Raw genomic sequence first — 20,021 nt, 5'->3', positions numbered from 1 at the left:
GGAAGCGGAGGGAAACATGTATACCGCGCGCGGGAAGGTCGACACGAACGACACGCTGACCCAATACGCGCCGTTGGTGCGCCGCCTGGCGCTGCAATTGATGGCGAAGCTGCCGGCGAGCGTGGAATTGGAGGATCTGATTCAGGCTGGCATGCTGGGGCTGCTCGATGCGGCGAACCGGTATCAGGAGACGCAGGGCGCCCAGTTCGAAACGTACGCGAGCCAGCGCATTCGCGGGGCGATGCTCGACGAGTTGCGCGAGCTGGACTGGGCGTCGCGCGGCATTCGCAAGACGGCGCGCGAGATCGAGAAAGCGGTGCAGCGACTGGAGCAGCGGCTGGGACGGGGTCCGTCGGAGAGCGAGATTGCGGGCGAGATGTCGATCGGGCTGACCGAGTATCAGCAGATGCTGCAGGATGTGCACGGCTGCCAGCTAATCTATTACGAAGATTTCGAGTCGGCGGACGAAGAGCCGTTCATCGACCGCATTTGCGCGGACCCGGGCGCGGATCCGTTGACGATGCTGCTCGACGAGGGTTTGCGCGGCGGCGTGGTGGATGCCATCGACCGTCTGCCGGATCGCGAGAAGTTGCTGATGAGCCTGTATTACGAGCAGGGCCTGAACCTGCGCGAAATCGGCGCTGTGCTCGAAGTCAGCGAGTCACGCGTTTGTCAGTTGCACAGCCAGGCGATCTCGCGCTTGCGCGCGACGCTGCGTGAGAAGGCCTGGACTTCGGCGAATTGAACCGAAAGACAACCTTGCTAAGGGTCTCTGGAACGCAAAGGCAGAGAGAACCCACACAAACGGAAGCTACCTATGGCGATGTGACGGGGCGCTGACAAGACAGCCGGAACATGCGGGGGGCCATGCCATTGGCAGAGTTGGATGAACTGCCGAGAGACGACTACGCGTCGAGGCAATCAGCCTTCAACTTGTGGCACTCGCAGACGAGTTCCACGGTCATTTCACCAAGCTCTTCGAAAATAGTGAGCAGGAAGCGGTGGGGTATTTCCTTGCCAGCATCGGTGGTCGTGCAGGTAGTAAGAGCCAAGATGCGCTCTGAAAGTGTGTTGAGTTTGTCGACGGAAGCGTGGACTAAGGAAGCTGCGGGAAGATGAAGCGTCATGCGGGGCACCTCTAACTAGCCAATCTGAGATTCCCGCCACCCGTTGCATTGCGCAAGGGGTGGGCGGGCACTGGACTAGGTTGACGAACCGCTGATGATTCGGATTAGGCGGCACACCCGAAGGTGTCCCAATCCAGGCCCGCCCATTGAAGCAAAGGCGTGGCACGGCGCACACGAAAGCCGCAAACGTCGCGGCTGTGTGCCCGAAAACATCGTTCGGGTCGTCAAACCCGGTCGCGTTTGGGGCGCGACGGGAACCAGATTACCGATCTAACTCCGAGGGCACCACGCATTTGGAGTCGCATTCTAGGTCACCCGCTGAGATTCAGAACATTCCGATGCTTCAATGGGGATTCTTCTCGTTCGAGGGCGGGGCAGCTAGTTGGTTGGTCCAGCGTCGGAGACGGCTTGCCGTTTCGACCGAGGGTTACGCTTGGTACGGGCTTTTGACGCCATGGACTCTGACGGCGGCATGAAGTGGAAATGGTGTAGACGAGCGTACGAGGGTGACTAGTCATCCGGCTCCGCTTAGATTCGCTCCACGACGAAGTCACTCGCGCCCCCTTCAAACCATCCTCGCATGCCGTTGCATATCGCTTCGGTGTACAGGTAGTCCTTCGTGTAGTCCGCGATAGGAAGACAAGCGTCGCCCGGAGCGATTATGAACGTCGGTGTGTTCGGACGTTGGAACATGGCTTCACGGTCCGCGTACGCGTGCATTTTCCTTTGCGCTGTCCATCGCACCTGCGGCGGCCGAGAAAAGGCGTGTAGGCACAACCCCACAATGGCCAGAATTGAAGTGGAAAACAGAATTTTCATGGTCTAGGGGCATCGAACGCTGGATATTCGCGCACGCTAATCGTTCCTTCTTCCGGCGACACGCGCAACGCGTAACCCAACGACTTTCGAAGTCGTTGTTATCGGTAGATGTACCAGGCGTGCGTTCTACTTGAGTCGTGTGCGGTGGGACCCTGCGAGTATGTTGTCCCATCAAGCGCGATAGCCGTGTCACCGAAGCCAGACGTGACGGAAGGCAGTCGCGAATCGCTGATTGGAGTTGTTCCACCACTCTGCGCCAACCTCAGCTCTCGCTATTCTCTATCTGCTCCAGCCGAATTTCCGGACTTCAGAGGAACTTCGTTTTCCAACAAATCGTGTATTAATGTCCATCCCGCCCCCTTTCCAACGCAAAAAACCGGCACAAAAACCATATATGGATCCTTTGCGTCATGGCGCTCCCAGTCAGACCCAGACAAGAATAGGCAGTCGTCGCCTTTTGTCAGCCGGAAAAGAACACGCCCTGGCAAGGACTCCCTGACCATGGCTCCAGAATGGATGTCGGTGGTTATGAGCGCTCGCCGCGTGGGAAACGCTCCGTCCCAGAGAGTCGGCTGATTCAGTTTCCAGGCCATGATGATTATTGTTACGCAAGTGGTGACCAGCATGAGCCGATACAACATGGTCATTGGATGGGAATGAATTTTGGATATTCGGTCCGCTTGTGCACTCGCTTGGAGCGCGATACTGCGAGCAAGACCTCTTTGGGACTTACAGTCGCGGTCGAGTCGAAAGTGAAGAATCGGGGATCATGTGCAAGTATGCCAACCATTTCCAGCACATCGGCCACATTGGTCGAACAACTGTCCGTAAACAAGTTGTATGGTCGAGTCGCATCGACTCGATGGTCCAACTCCGCTTTGACAATCGCCATCTCTCCCGGGGATAGCCGCAACGTTAATCCAACGACATCGCGATAGGTGCGATTTGACGCAAGGTACCGCTCTCGCGGCTCAATTGCGTACGTGTTTTGAGATCGAGAGTATGTATCGCCATTGATATCAATCGCCACATGCCCCCACTGCGACCCATAGCTCTTTAGACGTCCGTCAAAAATCAGGACCTCAATATATTGGGTGTCGATGATTATCTCTTTGACGCGGGAATCAGACTTCGGTGTCGTAGTTCGTGTAGCAACCTTCCGATATCGAGTGCCGTCCGGACCTACGTGAATGGAGTTGACCCTGTAAAACCGGACACACCATCACACTAAGGTTGCTGAATCCATCGAGCGCCGGAACTCGCGAGGCGAGCGGTATTTCAGCGCGCTATGGGGGTGCTTCTCGTTGTAATGCTCAAATGCAATGGCCAGATTGTGAGCAGCGGTTGCAGCATCCGGCTTCGGCATGAAGGCGACGTAGTCGCGCTTCATCGTTTTCACGAAGCTCTCGGCCATGCCGTTACTTTGCGGACTGCACACGGGCGTGGTCAATGGCTTTAGTCCGATGTTCATCGCAAACCGGCGCGTATCGTCAGCCGTATAGCCCGAACCATTGTCGCTCAGCCACTCGATTTCGGACGGCGTATGCACCTCGTTGCCGAACCGATTTTCCACTGCGGCCAGCATCACGTCGCGCACAATGTCGCCGCTGTGGCCTGCTGTCGTCGCCGCCCAGCTCATCGCTTCTCGGTCGCAGCAATCCAGCGCAAACGTCACACGCAGCGGCTCGCCGTTGTCGCAGCGGAACTCGAAGCCGTCCGAGCACCATCGCTGATTGCTGCGCGCGACGGCCACTTTGCCATCATGTCGACGGTGGGCTCGCGGCGCAATCGGTCGGCGCTGCGTCAGCAGCCCATGCGTTCGCATGATGCGATAAATGCGCTTGGCATTGAACGGCGCCAGTCCAACTGCAACGCGCTCGTTGCGCAACGTGCCCCAAACCCGCCGGTAGCCATAGCTGGGCAAATCGCCGACGACACGGCGGATTTCCTCGACTACAGTTTCGTCGTCGGTCGGCCTTGATTGCCGGCCATCGCGCCACGTCGCCGGACGCGACAGTCGTGCCGATACGTTCGAGCGCGACACGCCGAGAACTTCACAGACCAGTTTCACTGGCCGTCCTCCGGCAGCAAGGGCGAGTGCGCTATCCATTTTTTTGCTCGGCTGTATTCAACTGCTTCCCGGAGAATCTCGTTCTCCATTGTTTTTTTGCCGAGCATCCGTTGCAGCTCGCGAATCTGCTTGAGCGCATCAGCCAACTCCGATGCCGGAACCACTTCTTCGCCAGCCTTGACCGCTGACAGGCTACCGTCCTGGTACAGCTTGCGCCAGTGGAATAGCTGGTTCGGGTTCACGCCGTAATGGCGCGCGACCATTGAAACCGATTTTCCCGGTTCGAAACTCTCGCGAACCATCGACAGTTTCTGCTCCGCCGTCCAGCGACGCCGGCGCTCTGGGCCCGTCAACACTTCCATCACTTCCTGCTTGGTGTTAGTCAAAAACACAGTCTTATGCCTACCCGTTATTGTAAGTGGGTCGCTGTGTCCGGTGTTTCATGGGGCCGCTCCAGTGAAATTGTTCGCCCGGCATACTCACCCCGCGAAGTAAAAGGTGACTGACTCCGCATCGGCAACTGATGAGAGCAGGTGTGTTTGCCCACGTTCGTTGGTCTCGCCGTACTCTACTTCACCGCTTGATCGCTGAACCGCGTATTGGGCCCCTGCCATCGGTTCTCCAACGACGTTGCGAAGGACGAATTTTTCGTCATAGCATTCCTGTTCGGTTGGCGCGGCGAGTGAAGGTAAAGGCGTCGACTCCTCAGCCACCGGCTTTGCCGATGTTGAGTCACGCACGCTCTCTTCATCGAATATGGTGAATTTACGCCCGTGAACAGCAATGATATGTGGTTGCTGCTCGCAGCCGCAGTGAACTAAATCGCCGCTCACCGCTTGCCGACGCATTCCAGACGTCATGTCCTTCATGCGCCTGCTATCGCTAATGCCGGCACCGCCGATCACAACGCCCTTACCCTTGCACGCAGCACACCACGCGGCATCGCCAATGAATACAATTCCTCGGCGCGCACCGCTGGCGTCCTCAATCGTGCAGCGCCTGTCGCTAGCGAAAACGCGACTGTTGGAATGACTTGTTAGTGGATCGCCATCGACCACTGCGTAATAGAGCGTCATGTCACCTCACGTAGGAAACGTACATCGAATTGCGTTGACGGGACTGAACGGTACTGGAGTGCGGGCAAGTCTTTCAATGGGAAACGACGCAAATCAATTCGGCGCTCGAGGAGGTCGATCGGCAGCGCTGTCCACCTGCATATGAGCCCGAAGGCGCAGCAGGAGAACGTGTTTCCAACCCGGGCACTTTAGCGAGCGCGGTCCAACGCCTTTGCTTGACGCTACACGGAGGACGACTTCGGCGCGCTTGCTGACGTAGAGCGGGAGTGCCCGCCATCGACCGTCTCCTCGAGCGGGAGAAGTTGCTGATGAGCTTGTGCTATGAGCGGGGTTTGAACCTGCGTGAAATCGGTGCCTTGCTTGAAGTCAGCGAGTCACGTGTCTGTCAGTTGGGCAGCCAGGCGATTTCGCGCTTGCGCACGACGCTGTGCGAGAAGGCTTGGACTTCGGCGAATTGAACTGAAAGACTCAAAAGAATTCCTCGAAAGCGTTTCGCTTCGAAGGATTTTTTTTGTTGCCCGAGGATTCGTCCACAGATTTTTCGGACAATGGCTGCTTGAACAGACGGTGCCGATCTTGCCACCATTTCGGCATGGACACGAATCACTACACTTACTACCTGACTTGGTCGTCGGAAGATGGCGAGCATGTCGGTCAATGCGCAGAATTCCCCGCCTTATCCTGGCTGAGTGCAACCCCGGACGAGGCGCTGGAGGGTATTCGGAAGACGGTCTGCGAAGTCGTAGACGATATGCGGACGAACGGTGAAGCGGTCCCGGAAGCGCGGCGGCGTTAAGCCGTAACACTCCCCCCGCTCGAACGCGGGGTGGTGCGGCCGTCGGGGCCGTAGAGCGGAGTGTTGTTGCCCGGGCCGTAGAGGACGTTCAGGGCTTGCTGGGTGTACGTGAGGCGGGTGTTGATGAGCAGGCCGTTCGTGTCGTTGGCGCGCTTGGCCTCGGCGGCGGCGGCGAGCAGGGCCTTCCACGCCGTGTCGACCTTGGCATCGGCGGCGGCCGCTGCCGTCGCGCCTGCTTCGTCAGGCGAGTAGCCCAACGCATTCAACTGTGCATCGCGTTCGCGGCCAAGGGCGGACAACTCCGCGACCGCGCGCGCCTTGCGTTCCGTCAGGTCCGGCAACGCGTCGAGCGTGCCGTTGACCAATGCCTGCTGTTCTTCCCCGAGCAACGTCGAAAACGTGCCGATTGCGGCAGTCTCAGCAGTCAGGGCGTTCAGCAGGGCATCGGTGGTCATGACTTCGATTGCGCAGAGAGCAAATCGCGTGCGGTCGAGATCAGACCGTCCGCAATCTTGGAGGTATCAATAGCCAGTTGGCCGTTAGCGATCGCCGTCTTGATCGCCGCAACCTTCGCCACGTCGATGTCGGCCGTGCCGGTCGCAGCCAGCGCTTCCTGCAAGGCACGCATCTCCGACGACAAGGCGCTCGTGCTCACGCTCGCGCCGCCAGCGCTCACAGCAGGTGCCGCGCCAGCGTCGGTGTTCACAGCGCCAGCCGTCGTCCGATCCGTCGTCGCCTTGCTCGCGCCGACACCATTCAGCGGCTTGGCGGGTGGTTCGATTTTCATGTGCTTTCCCCAGAAACCTGCCTGTGTAACGGCATTATCCGCCATAACTTTAGGCAAGTAACATCCTGTTACCAGTTCAAGTGCCCGGGTGATTTCAGCGAATACTTAACGAAAGTAAGCAATTACTTCCGTCGCTATCTTTTCACTTCTTACAGCGCAACTTCGACTTCGACGTTGCCATTCTTTCCTGACTTCACGGTGCCGCTGACGACCTGCCCGGCACGCGTGCGCACCTGTACGGGATCGCCCGCGCTGGCACGTGTGAGCACCTGACCTTCCGTGCTCACTTCAAAACCCGACCCACGCGAGACGACTCGCACGGTTTGTCCCTGCTGGACGGCAATCGCGCTGCGCAGCAGGTCGGAGCGGATCGGCAGCCCCGAGGTAATCCGGTTCACGGCCACCGTGCCGACGATCTGACCGGCATCGGTCGCGACCGTGCGCGGCAACAGCGTGAGATCGCCCTGACGCGGCGACAGATCCGTCGGCCCGATGGTTTCGCCCGGATTGATCTGGCGTGCCGCGACGAAATACGTGGCGTTGATGCTCACGCGCGCTTGCAGATACAGCGTCCACGGACGCTCTCCCGCACACCGCACGCCGACGCTGGTCGCGCCCCAAAGGCGCGCACCCGGCGGCAGGAACGGCTCAAGCGCCGAGCACGCAGGCATGCGGTCCGAGACCGATTCGCCCACGGTGATGTTGACCTGCCCCGGCAAGCCGGTGGTCTGCTCACGCAGGAAGCGCTCGGCAGTCTGCCGGATCACCTGGGTGTTCTGGAATTGGGACGCCTGGGGTTGCGGCTGGGGTTGCACGGGCGCAGCCGTGGCGACCGGTGCCTGCTGCGTCTGAACGGGCGCATTCCCCGTGGCGGTCGCGGGACGCACCATCGTCGGCACGTTCGACGCGACACCGCCTGCGGCGGCATTGTTGCCGGGGATGACGATGGCGCTGGGCCCAAGCGTGTTGCCGAGGTTCTGGGCAGCGGGATCGGTGGCGATGCCGGGATTCGTACCCGTTGCAGCCTGCACCGATGTCACGAGTCCGGCCACGCCGAGCGTCGCGAGCATCGCAGCCATCAGGCCGCGTCGCGCACTCGTAAGTATTTGAAAGTTCGGGGACATTTTTGCGGACGAGCGCTGGCCGGTCCGCTGCACGTCGTACGTGCGCGGGGCATTGGCGAATGAGTCGCCGAATTTGCCTGCCATGCTTACTCTCCTTGCTTGAACGGCTTTCGCGTTGCGAAGCCGACGACACCGGGCAGTGTCCCTGTGCCTGGGGGGCGAACCCCGCCCGATGCCGTCAGGAAGCCATTCTAGAGATGTCGCGTCACGGGGCATGGCTCGAAATGGCGGTCAATCTCCTTCCTATTCCTCCGATTGAATCCCGGGGGGGACGCATACGATGCGAAGCATGCCAAAAGGTCCCTATTTTTTCCGGGCCGGGCAGGACACCCCGTCTGCGCACCGCGCGATGGCCGCAAGTCGGCGCAGCAAACGACTGAGCAGGCCCCGGACGCAGCACGGGCAAGTTTCTTGAGCATCACCAAGTACCCAGCATCAAGGCAAGCATCGGGCGAGACGAGATCATGGACAAACTGGACGCGGCATTGCGATTCTCCCAGCAGGCGCTGTCGATGCGCGCCTACCGCCAGGAGGTGATCTCGTCGAATATCGCCAATGCGGACACGCCGGGATACAAGTCGCGCGACGTCGATTTCAATAACGCGTTGAATCAGGCTGTGGAGCGCGGTGCGCAGCAGCAACTCGCCACCGAGTCGAGCGTGTCGCTCTCGCGCACGTCCTCGCGCCACATCGCCGGGCGCGGTGTGACGACGGCACCGCCGATGGGCGGCCCGGAGCTGCTCTACCGCGTGCCATATCAGCAAAGCGTCGACGGCAACACCGTCGAACTCGATGCCGAGCGTGTGAACTTCGCCGACAACGCCGTGCATTATCAGACGGGCCTCACAGTCCTGAGCAGCCAGATCAAGACGATGCTGGCCGCCATCACCAGTCAAGGGTAAGCGCCATGCCACTCATGAGCATCTTCGACGTTGCCGGCTCGGCCATGACTGCGCAGTCGCAGCGCATGAACGTGACGGCCAGCAACCTGGCCAACGCCGAATCGGTGACCGGCCCGGATGGCCAGCCGTATCGCGCCAAGCAGGTCGTGTTTCAGGTCAATCCGGTCACGGGCACCGATGTCGGCGGCGTGAAGGTCGCCGGCGTGGTGGAAGACCCGTCGCCGCTCAAGACCGTGTACGACCCGAAGAACCCGGCCGCGAACGCACAGGGCTACGTCACCATGCCCAACGTGAATCCGGTGGAAGAGATGGTCAACATGATCTCCGCTTCCCGCTCGTACCAAGCCAACGTCGAAGCGCTCAACACCGCCAAGACACTCATGCTCAAAACCCTCACGGTCGGCCAGTAAGGGGCCGCGCGGAGACCAGAAGAAATGGCCAGCATCAATACGTCGAACGCCGCGAACTTTTCGCAGAACTTCCTCGACTCGATCAACGGCACTGCCAGCAACAGTTCGAGTTCGAAGTCGTCGGCCGGTAGCGCGGACGATCTGCAAAACAGCTTCCTGAAGTTGCTCGTCGCACAGATGAACAACCAGGATCCGCTCAACCCGATGGACAACTCGCAGGTCACGTCGCAGCTCGCGCAGATCAGCACGGTCTCGGGTATCACGCAGCTGAACACCACGCTCTCGTCGGTGACGTCGCAACTGAATTCGACCCAGAGCCTGCAAGCCGCCGCGCTGGTCGGCAAGGGTGTGCTGATCCCGGGCACCAGCATCGGCGTGGGCAGCACCAAGGCCGACGACGGCACGGTCAAGAAGACGGCCACCCCGTTCGGCTTCGAACTGCCGAGCGACGCCGACACCGTCAAGATCGAGATCAAGGACAGCACCGGCAAGACGATCCGTACCGTCAACGCGGGCGCGCTCGATGCCGGCGTGCAAGCCCTGACGTGGGACGCCAAGGACGATGCGGGCACCGACGTGGCCGACGGCAAGTACACCCTGAGCGTGACCGCTACGGCCAACGGCAAGGCCGTGACGCCGACGCTGCTCTCGTACGCGCAAGTGCAAAGCGTGGTCGCCAGCACGACCGGCTCTCCGCTGCTCAACGTGGGCACGGGCTCGAACATCAAGCTCTCCGACGTTCGCGAAATTCTCTGATCCGTAGCTCTGATTCGTAAGCGCTTAACTCTTTTCGAACCGTATTTGTCGCGATACCCGTCGTCGACAACCGAATTTCAGGAGTAACACCATGGCCTTTTCGACCGGACTGAGCGGCCTGAACGCCGCCTCCAAGGACCTGGACGTCATCGGCAACAACGTTGCCAACGCGGCCACCGTCGGCTTCAAGCAGGGTCAGGCGCAGTTCGCCGACATCTACGCCAACTCGCTGTTCGGCGCAGGCAACAACACCGTCGGTATCGGTACGCGTGTGGCCGCCATCGCGCAGCAGTTCACGCAGGGCGACATCACGGTCACGAACCGTCAGCTCGATCTGGCGATCTCCGGCAACGGCTTCTTCCGCGTGTCGAACAACGGCACCATCGCCTACTCGCGTAACGGCCAGTTCTCGCTCGACAAGAACGGTTACATCGTCAACTCGAACGGCGATCACCTGACCGGCTATCTGGCGGGCCCGAACGGCATCATCAACAGCGTCTCGCCGGTCGATCTGCAGATCCCGACGGGCGATCTGGCCCCGACGGCTACCAAGAAGATCACGGGTCAGTTCAACCTCGACTCGCGCAGCGCCGTGAACACCACGCCGTTCTCGATCACCGACCCGAACTCGTACACCAACGCCACCTCGCTCAAGGTCTACGACTCGCTGGGCAATTCGCACGACGTCAACCTGTACTTCAAGAAGACGAGCGTCGACACCACGACCAACAACGCCACGTGGACCGTGTACGCCTCGGTCGACGGCACGACGCAAGTCGGCACCGGCCCGATCGGCACGCTGACGTTCAACTCGTCGGGCAGCCTCGTCTCGCAAACGGATTCGACCGGCGCGGCCGTGACCGGCCCGATCACGCTGCCGACGATTGCCTACGGCAACGGCGCTGCCGCTGGCAACCTCACGCTGAACCTGACCGGCACCACACAGTTCGGTAACAGCTACACGCCGAACACGCTGACGCAGGACGGTTACTCGTCGGGTCGCCTGACCGGCTTCACGTTCAACGCCGACGGCACCATCGTCGGCACTTACTCGAACACGCAGTCGATGGTGCTCGGCCAGGTCGCACTCGCGAACTTCAACAACGTGAACGGCCTGATCCCGCTGGGCAACAACCTCTGGTCGGAATCGGCCGCGTCGGGCATCCCCATCGTGGGCGTGCCGGGCGGCACGAACCTCGGCAAGCTGCAGGCCGGCGCTGTCGAAGCGTCGAACGTCGACCTGACGGCCGAACTGGTCCACATGATCACCGCGCAACGCAACTATCAGGCGAACGCGCAGACGATCAAGACGGAAGACCAGTTGATGCAGACGATGGTCAACCTGTAAGACACGGAGCGGCGCGTATGCGTAACTTGCAGGAGGGGCGTCGATGGATCGTCTGATCTATATCGCCATGACCGGCGCAAAGCAGGCGATGGAGCAACAGTCGACCACCGCCAACAATCTGGCGAACGTCTCGACGCCGGGCTTTCGCGCCCAGCTCTCGGCGTTCCGTCAGGCGCCGGTGCGCGGGGCCGACGGATCGACCGGCACGCGCACGTTCGTGACGACGTCCACGCCGGGCACCGACTTCACGCCCGGCGCCATGCAGCAAACGGGCCGTGCGCTCGACGTAGCCATTCAGGGACAGGGCTGGCTGGCGGTGCGCGACGCGCAGGGCCGCGAAGCCTATACCCGTGGCGGCAACCTCGAAATGACGGCCGACGGCCAGATCACGTTGCATGGCCTGCCGGTCATGACCGACGCCGGTCCGGCTGCCGTGCCGCCGGGGGCTGCCGTGACCGTGGGCACCGACGGCACGATCTCGGCGCTGGGGCAGGGCGATCCGCCCAATTCCATCGCCGTGATGGGCCAGCTAAAGCTGGTCAACCCGCCCGAGGGCAACCTCGTGCGGGGGGACGACGGCCTGTTCCGCATGGGCAATAACGCACCGGCGCAGGTCGATCCGAATGTCGTGGTGGTCGCGGGCTCGATCGAGACCAGCAACGTCAATCCGGTCAGCGGTCTGGTGAACATGATTTCGCAGTCGCGGGCCTTCGAAATGCAGATGAAGATGCTGCAGACGGCCGACACCAACGAACAATCCGCCAACCAGTTGCTGAACTTCAGCTAACGGACGGCGAGTCGCCAGACGACAGCCAGCCGCCACCGTACACGGGGAGAAACATCAAATGATCCGTTCGCTCTACATCGCTGCCACCGGCATGAACGCCCAGCAGACGAACATGGACGTGATTTCGAACAACCTGGCCAACACCAGCACGAACGGCTTCAAGAAAGGCCGCGCGGTGTTCGAGGATCTGCTGTATCAGACGATCCGCCAGCCGGGTGCTCAGTCGTCGCAGCAAACCCTGCTGCCCTCGGGCCTGCAACTGGGCACGGGCGTGCGTCCGGCCGCGACCGAGCGCATCTTCACGCAGGGCAACCTGACGTCGACGGCAAACGCGAAGGACGTGGCCATCAACGGCGACGGCTTCTTCCAGGTGCTCATGCCGGACGGCACGACCGCCTACACGCGCGACGGCTCGTTCCAGGTCGATAACAACGGCCAGCTCGTGACGGCCTCGGGCTACCCGATCCAACCGGCGATCACGATCCCGGCCAACGCGCTGTCGCTGACCATCGCGCGCGACGGCACGGTCTCGGTCACGCAGCCGGGCAACACGGCCAACGTGCAGATCGGTACGTTCCAGCTCGCCACGTTCATCAACAACGCCGGCCTGCAAAGCATGGGCGAGAACCTGTACGCGGAGACGGCCGCTTCGGGCGCACCGAACGTCGCGCAGCCGGGCACCAACGGCGCGGGCGTGCTCAACCAGAACTACGTCGAAACGTCGAACGTGAACGTGGTGGAAGAACTCGTGAACATGATTTCGGCCCAGCGCGCCTATGAAATCAACTCGAAGGCGGTGACGGCGTCGGATCAGATGCTGCAACGTCTGACGCAGATGTAATCGGCGGCACCGCCGCCGAACGTACTCAGCACTTAGGAAATGAACGTCGATATGTCCGCAAGCACGACCGCATCTCAACGCAAGCCACGCAGCGCGGGCCTCGCTCGGTTCCTCGCGCTCGCGGCTGCCGTGGCGTTGACCGGTCTGGCGGGCTGCGCCTACGTGCCGCAGGAGCCGGTCGTCAACGGACCGACGACCACGCGTCCGCCGCCCCCGCCCGTGTCTGCCGATCCGGAAGGTTCGATCTACCGTCCGCTGTACTCGAACCGTCCGCTGTTCGAAGATCGCCGTCCGCGCAACGTTGGCGACATTCTCACGATCGTCATCAACGAAAACACGGCGGCGAGCAAGAACTCCGGCGCGAACACCACGCGCTCCGGCAGCGGCAATCTGACACTGACGCAGACGCCCGGTGTGATCGGCGGCGTGCTGAATAATCAGGCCCTCGACGCGAGCGGTGCGAACAAGTTCGATGCCAAGGGCGCGGCCAACGCCAACAACGTGTTCTCGGGGCAGATCACCGTGACCGTGATGGACGTGCTCTCCAACGGTAACCTCGCGGTCGCCGGGGAGAAGCAGATCGCGATCAACCAGGGCACGGAGTACATCAAGTTCTCGGGCATCGTCAGCCCGCAGACCATTTCGGGCGCGAACACCGTGCCTTCGACGCAGGTGGCCGATGCGCGCATCGAATACCGTGGCAAAGGCTACATCAACGAAGCCGAAACCATGGGCTGGCTGCAGCGCTTCTTCCTTAACGTCTCGCCCTTCTGATGTCGATCATGTCGTTCCTGTCGCGCCGCGCGCCTAACACCGGCTCAACCGGCTCAACCGGCTCAACCGGCTCAACCGGCTCCCTCGGCCCCGTCCGCCAACTCCGCCAACTCCGCCGCACCGCCTCCACGCTGGCCGTGGCAGTGGCGGTGAGCGTCGCGGGCGGCGCTGTGCTGCTTGCGCCGGGCGAGGCCCACGCCGAGCGGCTCAAGGAACTGGCGTCGATTCAGGGCGTGCGCGACAACCAGCTGATCGGCTACGGCCTCGTCGCCGGTCTCGACAACTCGGGCGACCAGACGACCCAGACGCCGTTCACCGTGCAGAGCATGACCAACATGCTCTCGCAGCTGGGCATCACGGTCGCGCCGGGCACCAACATGCAGTTGAAGAACGTGGCCGCCGTGATGGTGACGGCCACGCTGCCAGCGTTCACGCGTCCCGGACAGGCCATCGACGTGGTGGTCTCGTCGATGGGTAACGCCAAGAGTCTGCGCGGCGGCACGCTGCTGATGACCCCGCTCAAGGGGCCGGACGGTCAGGTCTACGCGCTGGCGCAGGGCAACCTGCTGGTCGGCGGCGCGGGCGCGGCCGCCAACGGGTCGAGCGTGACGATCAACCAACTGGCCTCAGGCCGGATTCCGAGCGGCGCCATCGTCGAGCGCGCCGTGCCGACCGCCATGGGCGGTCAGCCGGGCACCGTGCAGATGGAGCTCAACGCCACCGACTTCTCGACCGCGCAGCGCGTGGTCGACGCCGTGAACCGACGCTTCGGCTACGGCACCGCACAGGCGCTCGACGGCCGCGTGATCCTGCTGCGCACGCCGACCGACCCGTCCTCGCGCGTGCAATTCCTCGCGCAGCTCGAAAGCCTCGAAGTGCGCCCGGACAACACGGCCGCACGCGTCATCATCAACGCTCGCACGGGGTCGGTGGTGATGAACCAGAACGTGACGATCCAGCAATGCGCGGTCGCTCACGGCAACCTGTCGGTCGTCATCGACACGCAAAACAATGTGAGCCAGCCGGCACCGTTCTCGGGCGGTCAGACGGTCGTGGCCCCGAATTCGCAAATCTCCGTTCAACAGGAGAACAACGCGCTCAAGATGGTGAAAGCGGGCGCCAACCTCGCCGACGTCGTCAAGGCGCTGAACTCGCTCGGTGCGAGTCCGGCAGACCTGATGTCGATTCTGCAGGCCATGAAGGCCTCGGGCGCCCTGCGCGCCGACCTGGAGATCATCTGATATGGCCGACGGCAATCGTCTCACGGGGGCTGCAGGCGCCCATCTGCCCGACCTGACGCAGCGAGCGTCCTACGACATGCAGGGCCTCACCGCGCTGCGCGCCGCCGCCCATCAGCAAACGCCGCAGGCCACGCAGCAGGCGGCCAAGCAGTTCGAAGCCGTCTTCACGCAGATGATGGTCAAGAGCATGCGCGACGCCACCATGTCCGGCGGTTTGCTCGGCAGCGATCAGGAAAAGATGTTCAACGGCATGCTGGACGACCAGCTCGCCCAGCAACTGGCATCGAACAAAGGCATCGGGCTGGCGGACCTCATGCTCAAGCAACTGGCCAAGACCGGCACCACGCTGCCGCCGGCGGCCATGGGCCGTCAGCAACCGCTGGCCGGGCGTGCGTATAACTCGGCAGACGCCATCGGCGTGGCCGACAACGCACCGGCGGTTGCCGGCGAATTCGTCGACCGGATGGCCACGGCCGCCCAGAACGCCAGCGCCAACAGCGGCATTCCGGCGCGCTTCATGCTGAGTCAGGCGGCGCTGGAGTCGGGCTGGGGCAAGCGCGAGATCCGCCGGGCGGACGGCAGCACGAGCCACAACGTTTTCGGCATCAAGGCGGGCAAGAACTGGAATGGCCCGACCGTGGAAGTGGCGACGACCGAGTACGTGAACGGCCAGCCGCGCAAGGTGATGGCCAAATTCCGTGCCTACGGGTCGTACGACGAGGCGTTCGCCGATTACGCCAAGCTGATTTCGAACAATCCGCGCTATTCGTCGGTGGTGGCAAGCGCCAACGACGCCGCGAGCTTTGCCAACAATCTGCAACGCGCCGGTTACGCAACCGACCCGCAGTACGCCAGCAAGCTCATGAAGGTCATGAAGCACTTCACCTGATCGGAGCGGATTCACCCGGATCAGATGCGTTCGGCCTCAATTTTGTCGCCGGACTGCCGTAAACACATCGGTAACGGTGCGCGAGCGGGCTTTTCACCGCGGGGCGTGCCTCTAACTCAAGCCGCGAGATCATGAGCCTAATCAATATTGGCATGAGCGGGCTGAACGCCGCCCAGTTCGCCCTCAGCACCACCGGCAACAACGTCGCCAATGCGGGCACGGCCGGTTACAACCGTCAGATCGTCGATTATTCGCAGGCCGCGAGCCAGTACGCCGGTGTCGGCTATCTGGGGTCGGGCGTGCTGGTGAACGACGTCTCGCGCGTCTACAGCCAGTTCCTGTCGAACCAGACGAACCAGGCGCAGACTCAGTACAGCCAGCTCAACACGTACTATCAGCAGATCTCGCAGATCAACAACGCGCTGGGCAGCTCGACGACCGGCCTGTCGGCCACCATGTCGCAGTTCTTCACGAACCTGCAGAACATCGTGTCCGCCCCGGCGAACTCGGCCACGCGTGCGACCGTCGTGTCGTCGGCACAAACGCTCGCGAGCATGTTCCAGTCGCTCTCCGGCACGCTGTCCACGCTGCGCTCGAGCACCAACGCCAGCATTGCCCAGTCGACCGACCAGATCAACGTTTACGCCAAGCAGATCGCGCAACTGAACGACGCCATCGTGCAGGCGCAGGCCAATGGCGGCGGCGCGACGCCGAACGACCTGCTCGACCAGCGCGATCAGGCGGTCGCCAGCCTGAACGCCATCATCCAGACCAACGTGGTCAAGGCGCAGGACGGCACCTACAACGTCTACGTCGGTAATGGCCAGTCGCTCGTGACGGGCAACTCGGCGTATCAGCTGACGACCGTGGCGTCGACCAATGACCCGTCGGAACTGACGATTGCCTACGTGACGCCCAACGGCACCAAGGTGCCGGTGCCGGAATCGTCGATCACCGGTGGCTCGCTCGCCGGTCTGCTGTCGTTCCGCAGCGGCGCGCTGACGCAAGCCCAGAATTCGCTCGGTCAGATCGCCGTGTCGCTCGCGGGCACGATGAACGCGCAGAACCAGCTCGGTCTGGACCTTTACGGCCAACTCGGCGGCAACCTGTTCACGGTGCCGAACCCGACCATCGTCGCCAACACGAAGAATTCGAACAGCGCGGTGCTCAATTCGACGATTACCGACGCTTCGAAGATCACGGCCAGCGACTACAACGTCACGTTCGACGGCACGAACTACACGATGACCCGTTCGTCGGACGGCGCGAAGTGGACGGCCCCGGTGCCCGCCACCGCTGGCGCACCGCTGGCGTTCACGGACAGCAGCGGCAAAGCGTTCGACGACGGCTTCAACGTCACTGTCGGCAACAACGTTGCGGGCGACAGCTTCACGATCGAGCCGACGCGCAACGCCGCAGGCAACATCGGTGTGGCGATCACCGACCCGGGCAAGATCGCCCTGGCCGCGCCGATCCTCGCCTCCACGCCAACGACCAATACCGGTTCGCTCAAAACTGACCAGGGGTCCGTCGACGTCAACTACCTGTCGAACGTCCTGACCACGCCGGTCTCGTTCACGTTCAGCAAGAACGCCACGACCGGCGCGATCACGCTGGTCGCCCCGGCGCCGATGACCGTGACGGTCAACGGCACGACGACCACGTACGCGGCTGGCGACACCGTGCCGTACGACGCCACCAACGGCGCGAAGATCACGATGAACGGCATGACCGTGAACGTGAGCGGCACCCCGGCTGACGGCGACAAGCTGACGATCTCCCCGAACGCTGCGGGCGCGACGACGGACAACCGTAACGGCCTTGCACTCTCCGCATTGCAGAACGACAAGACCAAGGTCGGCGGCAAGGATAGCTATGCGTCCGCCTACGCCAATCTGGTCTCGTACGTCGGCTCGACCACGAACACCTACAAGGCGACGAGCGCCGCGCAGCAAACGCTGCTCACGCAGGCGAAGAGCGCCCAGCAGTCCAATTCCGGCGTCAGCCTCGACGAAGAGGCCGCCAACCTGATCAAGTTCCAGCAGCTCTATCAGGCCAACTCAAAGGTCATCCAGACCGCGTCGCAGCTGTTCGACACGATTCTGCAGATGGTCAACTAAGGCTGAGGAGACGGAAAAATGCGTATCAGCACCAGCATGATTTTCGATCAGGGGTCGTCGGCCATGAGCCGTAACGTCTCGGATCTGCTCAACACGCAAGCACAGCTCTCGTCGGGCAAGCGCGTGACCACGCCGAGCGACGATCCGCTCGCGTCGGCACAGGCCGTGGCCGTGTCGCAAGCCCAGGACATGAACAAGCAGTACGCGACGAATCGCGGTTCGGCGACGACGGCGCTTCAACTCGAAGACCAGACCTTCGGCAGCATCGTCAACACGCTGCAACACGTCATGTCGCAAGTGATCGCTGCGGGCAGCCCGTCGCTCAACGACAACGACCGCTCGGCCATCGCGACCGATCTGCAATCGAGCTACCAGCAGTTGCTCTCGCTGGCCAATACGACCGATGCGAACGGCCAGTACCTGTTCTCCGGCTTCATGGGTAGCTCGGCCGCCTACGTCGCCACGCCGACGGGTGCCACTTACGCGGGCGACACGGGGCTTCGTTACGTGCAAGTGAGCAGCGGACGTCAGATTCCGATCAACGACATCGGCTCGAACATTTTCCAGGCGATTCAGCCAGCCACCGCCAGCACGGTGATCAGCGGCAGTCTGTCGAACACCGGCACGGCCACGTTCACGCCGGTCTCGACGACCGACGCCAGCAACGCGGCGGCCAATCACCAGTTCTCGATCAGTTTCGCCATCGACAACACGACCACGCCGCCGACGACGAACTACACGGTCAAGGATCTGACGGACACGACCGCAGCGGATGTGACGGGCGCATACACGTCGGGCCAGCCGATCACGTTCGCAGGCAAGTCGGTGACGTTCACGGGCGATCCGGCCACGGGCGACACCTATAACGTCAATCCGGCAACCAAGTCCAGCACGAACGTGTTCGACAACCTGCAAGCGCTGATCAACACGCTCAAGACGCCGATCTCGGCGCAAGGTCAGGCCGGTTCGGCCAATCTGAGCAACGCGCTGACCACGTTCAACCAGATGTTCAGCAACACCTACGATAACGTGACGACCGTTCGTACGACGGTCGGCTCGCGCCTGAACGAGATCACGACGCTCAACGACATCGGCAGCGCCAACGATCTCGCTTACACGTCGCAAATGCAGGATCTGCTGGACGTGGACATCATCTCGGCGACGAGCCAGTTCGCGCAGCAACAGGCCGCGCTGCAAGCCTCGCAGCAGACCTTCATCCAGACGCAAAAGCTGTCGCTGTTCAGCCTGCTCTGAGCGCGGCCGGGAGAAGAAGATGCAGGCCACCTTCGGGTGGCCTGTTTTGTTTTGGGTGGCGGAGATTGGCCGGCGTCGCAGGCGCCGGGCGTTCGGGCGTTCGGACCTTACGCCTTCGGCACGAACGCGGCCGTAGCGCGCATCATCATGTCGATGCCGATGGACACGAAGTGGTCCATCACCGGTGCGAGGCGCGGCATCATCAGTTCGAGCACCACGAGACCGACGCCGAGCGTGAGCGGAAAGCCCACGGCGAAGATGTTCAGTTGCGGCGCGGCGCGGTTCAGAATGCCCAGCGCAAGGTTACAGATCAGCAGCGCGGCGACGAGCGGCAGCGACAACATCAGTGCCAGCGTGAACAACTGCCCGCCGAGCATGGCGAGGTAATGCCAGCCCATCACCGAGATCGGCGTGCCGGAGACCGGCAGCACCATGAAGCTTTGCACCAGCGTGGCGTACATCACCAGATGCCCGTTCGTCGCGAGAAAGACCAGCATGATCACGACGTTGAGCAGCATGCCGAGCACGGCGGTGCTGCCGTCGGCATTGGGATTGAGCAGCGTGGCAAAGGACAGGCCCATTTGCAGGCCGACGAAGTCGCCCGCCATGCTGACGGCGGAAAACACGAGCTGCATGCACCAGCCGAGCGCAGCACCAATCATCATCTGCTGCGCGAGAATCCACAGACCTTCCCACGAGAACGGTGAGGCCGACGGTGCCGGACCGATGACCGGAGCGAGCGTGAGCGCAACGATACCCGCCAGGCCGATCTTCACAGTGCCGGGCACGCGCGAGTCGCCGAAGATCGGCGCAGTCATGGACAGCGAGAGCAGGCGGACGAACGGGAACAGGAACGTCGCAATGACGCCCGAGAGCTGGTCGTAAGTGAAGCTGATCAA

20 protein-coding genes and 1 pseudogene are annotated in these 20,021 nt (G+C 62.1%); 13 read left to right on the top strand and 8 right to left on the bottom strand.

Annotated elements, in window-relative coordinates; genetic code table 11:
- Nucleotides 1-16 precede the first annotated feature (16 nt).
- Complete coding sequence (locus MB84_RS24310) at nucleotides 17-745, top strand: RNA polymerase sigma factor FliA (RefSeq protein ID WP_046290192.1); 729 nt, start codon at nucleotides 17-19, stop codon at nucleotides 743-745.
- Between the two features lie 160 nt (nucleotides 746-905).
- Here MB84_RS24310 and MB84_RS24305 read toward each other — a convergent pair whose 3' ends face one another.
- The 3 genes from MB84_RS24305 to MB84_RS24280 form a co-directional block, all read right to left on the bottom strand.
- A complete protein-coding gene (locus tag MB84_RS24305) occupies nucleotides 906-1,127 on the bottom strand; it encodes a hypothetical protein (RefSeq protein WP_046290191.1) in 222 nt (73 codons plus the stop codon).
- Nucleotides 1,128-3,168: 2,041 nt separating this feature from the next.
- Nucleotides 3,169-4,379, bottom strand: a protein-coding gene (locus tag MB84_RS24290) for an IS3 family transposase (protein ID WP_157122856.1) whose coding sequence is annotated in 2 segments (ribosomal slippage) — nucleotides 3,169-4,064 and nucleotides 4,064-4,379 — 1,212 coding nt in all. Because the reading frame shifts where the segments join, the coding sequence is not laid out codon by codon here.
- Between the two features lie 117 nt (nucleotides 4,380-4,496).
- Complete coding sequence (locus tag MB84_RS24280) at nucleotides 4,497-5,093, bottom strand: PAAR domain-containing protein (RefSeq protein WP_046290188.1); 597 nt, start codon at nucleotides 5,091-5,093, stop codon at nucleotides 4,497-4,499.
- Between the two features lie 254 nt (nucleotides 5,094-5,347).
- On the opposite strand from MB84_RS24280, the pseudogene MB84_RS24275 reads away from it, so the two are divergent.
- Nucleotides 5,348-5,551: pseudogene (locus tag MB84_RS24275) on the top strand (sigma factor-like helix-turn-helix DNA-binding protein); the annotation flags it as partial.
- Here MB84_RS24275 and MB84_RS30575 read toward each other — a convergent pair.
- The 4 genes from MB84_RS30575 to flgA all read right to left on the bottom strand — a co-directional run bounded on the left by MB84_RS30575 (nucleotide 5,479) and on the right by flgA (nucleotide 7,884).
- Nucleotides 5,479-5,751, bottom strand: a complete 273-nt coding sequence (locus tag MB84_RS30575) for a hypothetical protein (protein ID WP_169834968.1) — start codon at nucleotides 5,749-5,751, stop codon at nucleotides 5,479-5,481. The pseudogene MB84_RS24275 and the gene MB84_RS30575 overlap by 73 nt on opposite strands.
- 134 nt (nucleotides 5,752-5,885) lie before the next feature.
- Nucleotides 5,886-6,344: a flagella synthesis protein FlgN gene (locus tag MB84_RS24265; protein ID WP_046290187.1), complete on the bottom strand. Its 459-nt coding sequence runs from the start codon at nucleotides 6,342-6,344 to the stop codon at nucleotides 5,886-5,888.
- Nucleotides 6,341-6,676 (bottom strand): flagellar biosynthesis anti-sigma factor FlgM, encoded by a 336-nt coding sequence (gene flgM / locus MB84_RS24260; protein WP_046290186.1) that lies wholly within the window; start codon nucleotides 6,674-6,676, stop codon nucleotides 6,341-6,343. The genes MB84_RS24265 and flgM overlap by 4 nt, the downstream gene beginning before the upstream one ends.
- A gap of 149 nt (nucleotides 6,677-6,825) precedes the next feature.
- Complete coding sequence (gene flgA, locus MB84_RS24255) at nucleotides 6,826-7,884, bottom strand: flagellar basal body P-ring formation chaperone FlgA (protein WP_052652766.1); 1,059 nt, start codon at nucleotides 7,882-7,884, stop codon at nucleotides 6,826-6,828.
- A 377-nt stretch (nucleotides 7,885-8,261) separates the two neighbouring features.
- On the opposite strand from flgA, the gene flgB reads away from it, so the two are divergent.
- The 11 genes from flgB (at nucleotide 8,262) to flgL (ending at nucleotide 19,122) form a co-directional block, all read left to right on the top strand.
- Nucleotides 8,262-8,702, top strand: a complete 441-nt coding sequence (gene flgB, locus MB84_RS24250; protein ID WP_046290185.1) for a flagellar basal body rod protein FlgB — start codon at nucleotides 8,262-8,264, stop codon at nucleotides 8,700-8,702.
- A 5-nt stretch (nucleotides 8,703-8,707) separates the two neighbouring features.
- Nucleotides 8,708-9,112, top strand: a complete 405-nt coding sequence (gene flgC / locus MB84_RS24245) for a flagellar basal body rod protein FlgC (protein ID WP_039394038.1) — start codon at nucleotides 8,708-8,710, stop codon at nucleotides 9,110-9,112.
- A 24-nt stretch (nucleotides 9,113-9,136) separates the two neighbouring features.
- Nucleotides 9,137-9,868, top strand: a complete 732-nt coding sequence (gene flgD, locus MB84_RS24240; protein ID WP_046290184.1) for a flagellar hook assembly protein FlgD — start codon at nucleotides 9,137-9,139, stop codon at nucleotides 9,866-9,868.
- Between the two features lie 91 nt (nucleotides 9,869-9,959).
- Nucleotides 9,960-11,216, top strand: a complete 1,257-nt coding sequence (gene flgE, locus MB84_RS24235) for a flagellar hook protein FlgE (protein ID WP_046290183.1) — start codon at nucleotides 9,960-9,962, stop codon at nucleotides 11,214-11,216.
- Nucleotides 11,217-11,259: 43 nt separating this feature from the next.
- Nucleotides 11,260-12,003: a flagellar basal body rod protein FlgF gene (locus MB84_RS24230; RefSeq protein ID WP_046290182.1), complete on the top strand. Its 744-nt coding sequence runs from the start codon at nucleotides 11,260-11,262 to the stop codon at nucleotides 12,001-12,003.
- A 58-nt stretch (nucleotides 12,004-12,061) separates the two neighbouring features.
- A complete protein-coding gene (gene flgG, locus MB84_RS24225) occupies nucleotides 12,062-12,844 on the top strand; it encodes a flagellar basal-body rod protein FlgG (RefSeq protein ID WP_039394029.1) in 783 nt (260 codons plus the stop codon).
- 51 nt (nucleotides 12,845-12,895) lie between these two features.
- Nucleotides 12,896-13,618, top strand: coding sequence for a flagellar basal body L-ring protein FlgH (locus tag MB84_RS24220; RefSeq protein WP_046290181.1), 723 nt, complete (start codon nucleotides 12,896-12,898; stop codon nucleotides 13,616-13,618).
- Nucleotides 13,618-14,859, top strand: coding sequence for a flagellar basal body P-ring protein FlgI (locus tag MB84_RS24215; protein WP_157122836.1), 1,242 nt, complete (start codon nucleotides 13,618-13,620; stop codon nucleotides 14,857-14,859). Before MB84_RS24220 ends, MB84_RS24215 begins: the two co-directional genes overlap by 1 nt.
- Nucleotide 14,860: 1 nt before the next feature.
- On the top strand, nucleotides 14,861-15,748 hold the full coding sequence (gene flgJ, locus MB84_RS24210) for a flagellar assembly peptidoglycan hydrolase FlgJ (RefSeq protein ID WP_046290180.1): 888 nt from the start codon (nucleotides 14,861-14,863) through the stop codon (nucleotides 15,746-15,748).
- A 131-nt stretch (nucleotides 15,749-15,879) separates the two neighbouring features.
- Nucleotides 15,880-17,868, top strand: a complete 1,989-nt coding sequence (gene flgK / locus MB84_RS24205; protein WP_046290179.1) for a flagellar hook-associated protein FlgK — start codon at nucleotides 15,880-15,882, stop codon at nucleotides 17,866-17,868.
- Between the two features lie 18 nt (nucleotides 17,869-17,886).
- A complete protein-coding gene (flgL, locus tag MB84_RS24200) occupies nucleotides 17,887-19,122 on the top strand; it encodes a flagellar hook-associated protein FlgL (RefSeq protein WP_046290178.1) in 1,236 nt (411 codons plus the stop codon).
- Nucleotides 19,123-19,229: 107 nt separating this feature from the next.
- On the opposite strand, the gene fliR is transcribed toward flgL, so the two are convergent.
- Complete coding sequence (gene fliR, locus MB84_RS24195) at nucleotides 19,230-20,021, bottom strand: flagellar biosynthetic protein FliR (RefSeq protein ID WP_046290177.1); 792 nt, start codon at nucleotides 20,019-20,021, stop codon at nucleotides 19,230-19,232.

Source organism: Pandoraea oxalativorans, assembly GCF_000972785.3.
GTDB classification, from domain to species: Bacteria; Pseudomonadota; Gammaproteobacteria; order Burkholderiales; family Burkholderiaceae; genus Pandoraea; species Pandoraea oxalativorans.
Note: the sequence above shows the minus strand (reverse complement) of the source record. Positions and strands in the feature narration are given on the sequence as shown.

Excerpts from the sequence above, each read along its gene's own strand:
- flgE (WP_046290183.1), top strand. The coding sequence starts at position 9,960 with ATGGCCTTTTCGACCGGACTGAGCGGCCTGAACGCCGCCTCCAAGGAC.
- flgG (WP_039394029.1), top strand. The coding sequence starts at position 12,062 with ATGATCCGTTCGCTCTACATCGCTGCCACCGGCATGAACGCCCAGCAG.
- flgM (WP_046290186.1), bottom strand. The coding sequence starts at position 6,676 with ATGAAAATCGAACCACCCGCCAAGCCGCTGAATGGTGTCGGCGCGAGC.
- flgK (WP_046290179.1), top strand. The coding sequence starts at position 15,880 with ATGAGCCTAATCAATATTGGCATGAGCGGGCTGAACGCCGCCCAGTTC.
- MB84_RS24265 (WP_046290187.1), bottom strand. The coding sequence starts at position 6,344 with ATGACCACCGATGCCCTGCTGAACGCCCTGACTGCTGAGACTGCCGCA.
- flgD (WP_046290184.1), top strand. The coding sequence starts at position 9,137 with ATGGCCAGCATCAATACGTCGAACGCCGCGAACTTTTCGCAGAACTTC.
- MB84_RS24280 (WP_046290188.1), bottom strand. The coding sequence starts at position 5,093 with ATGACGCTCTATTACGCAGTGGTCGATGGCGATCCACTAACAAGTCAT.
- MB84_RS24305 (WP_046290191.1), bottom strand. The coding sequence starts at position 1,127 with ATGACGCTTCATCTTCCCGCAGCTTCCTTAGTCCACGCTTCCGTCGAC.
- flgL (WP_046290178.1), top strand. The coding sequence starts at position 17,887 with ATGCGTATCAGCACCAGCATGATTTTCGATCAGGGGTCGTCGGCCATG.
- MB84_RS24220 (WP_046290181.1), top strand. The coding sequence starts at position 12,896 with ATGTCCGCAAGCACGACCGCATCTCAACGCAAGCCACGCAGCGCGGGC.
- MB84_RS24230 (WP_046290182.1), top strand. The coding sequence starts at position 11,260 with ATGGATCGTCTGATCTATATCGCCATGACCGGCGCAAAGCAGGCGATG.
- flgJ (WP_046290180.1), top strand. The coding sequence starts at position 14,861 with ATGGCCGACGGCAATCGTCTCACGGGGGCTGCAGGCGCCCATCTGCCC.
- flgC (WP_039394038.1), top strand. The coding sequence starts at position 8,708 with ATGCCACTCATGAGCATCTTCGACGTTGCCGGCTCGGCCATGACTGCG.
- MB84_RS24215 (WP_157122836.1), top strand. The coding sequence starts at position 13,618 with ATGTCGATCATGTCGTTCCTGTCGCGCCGCGCGCCTAACACCGGCTCA.
- flgA (WP_052652766.1), bottom strand. The coding sequence starts at position 7,884 with ATGGCAGGCAAATTCGGCGACTCATTCGCCAATGCCCCGCGCACGTAC.
- MB84_RS24310 (WP_046290192.1), top strand. The coding sequence starts at position 17 with ATGTATACCGCGCGCGGGAAGGTCGACACGAACGACACGCTGACCCAA.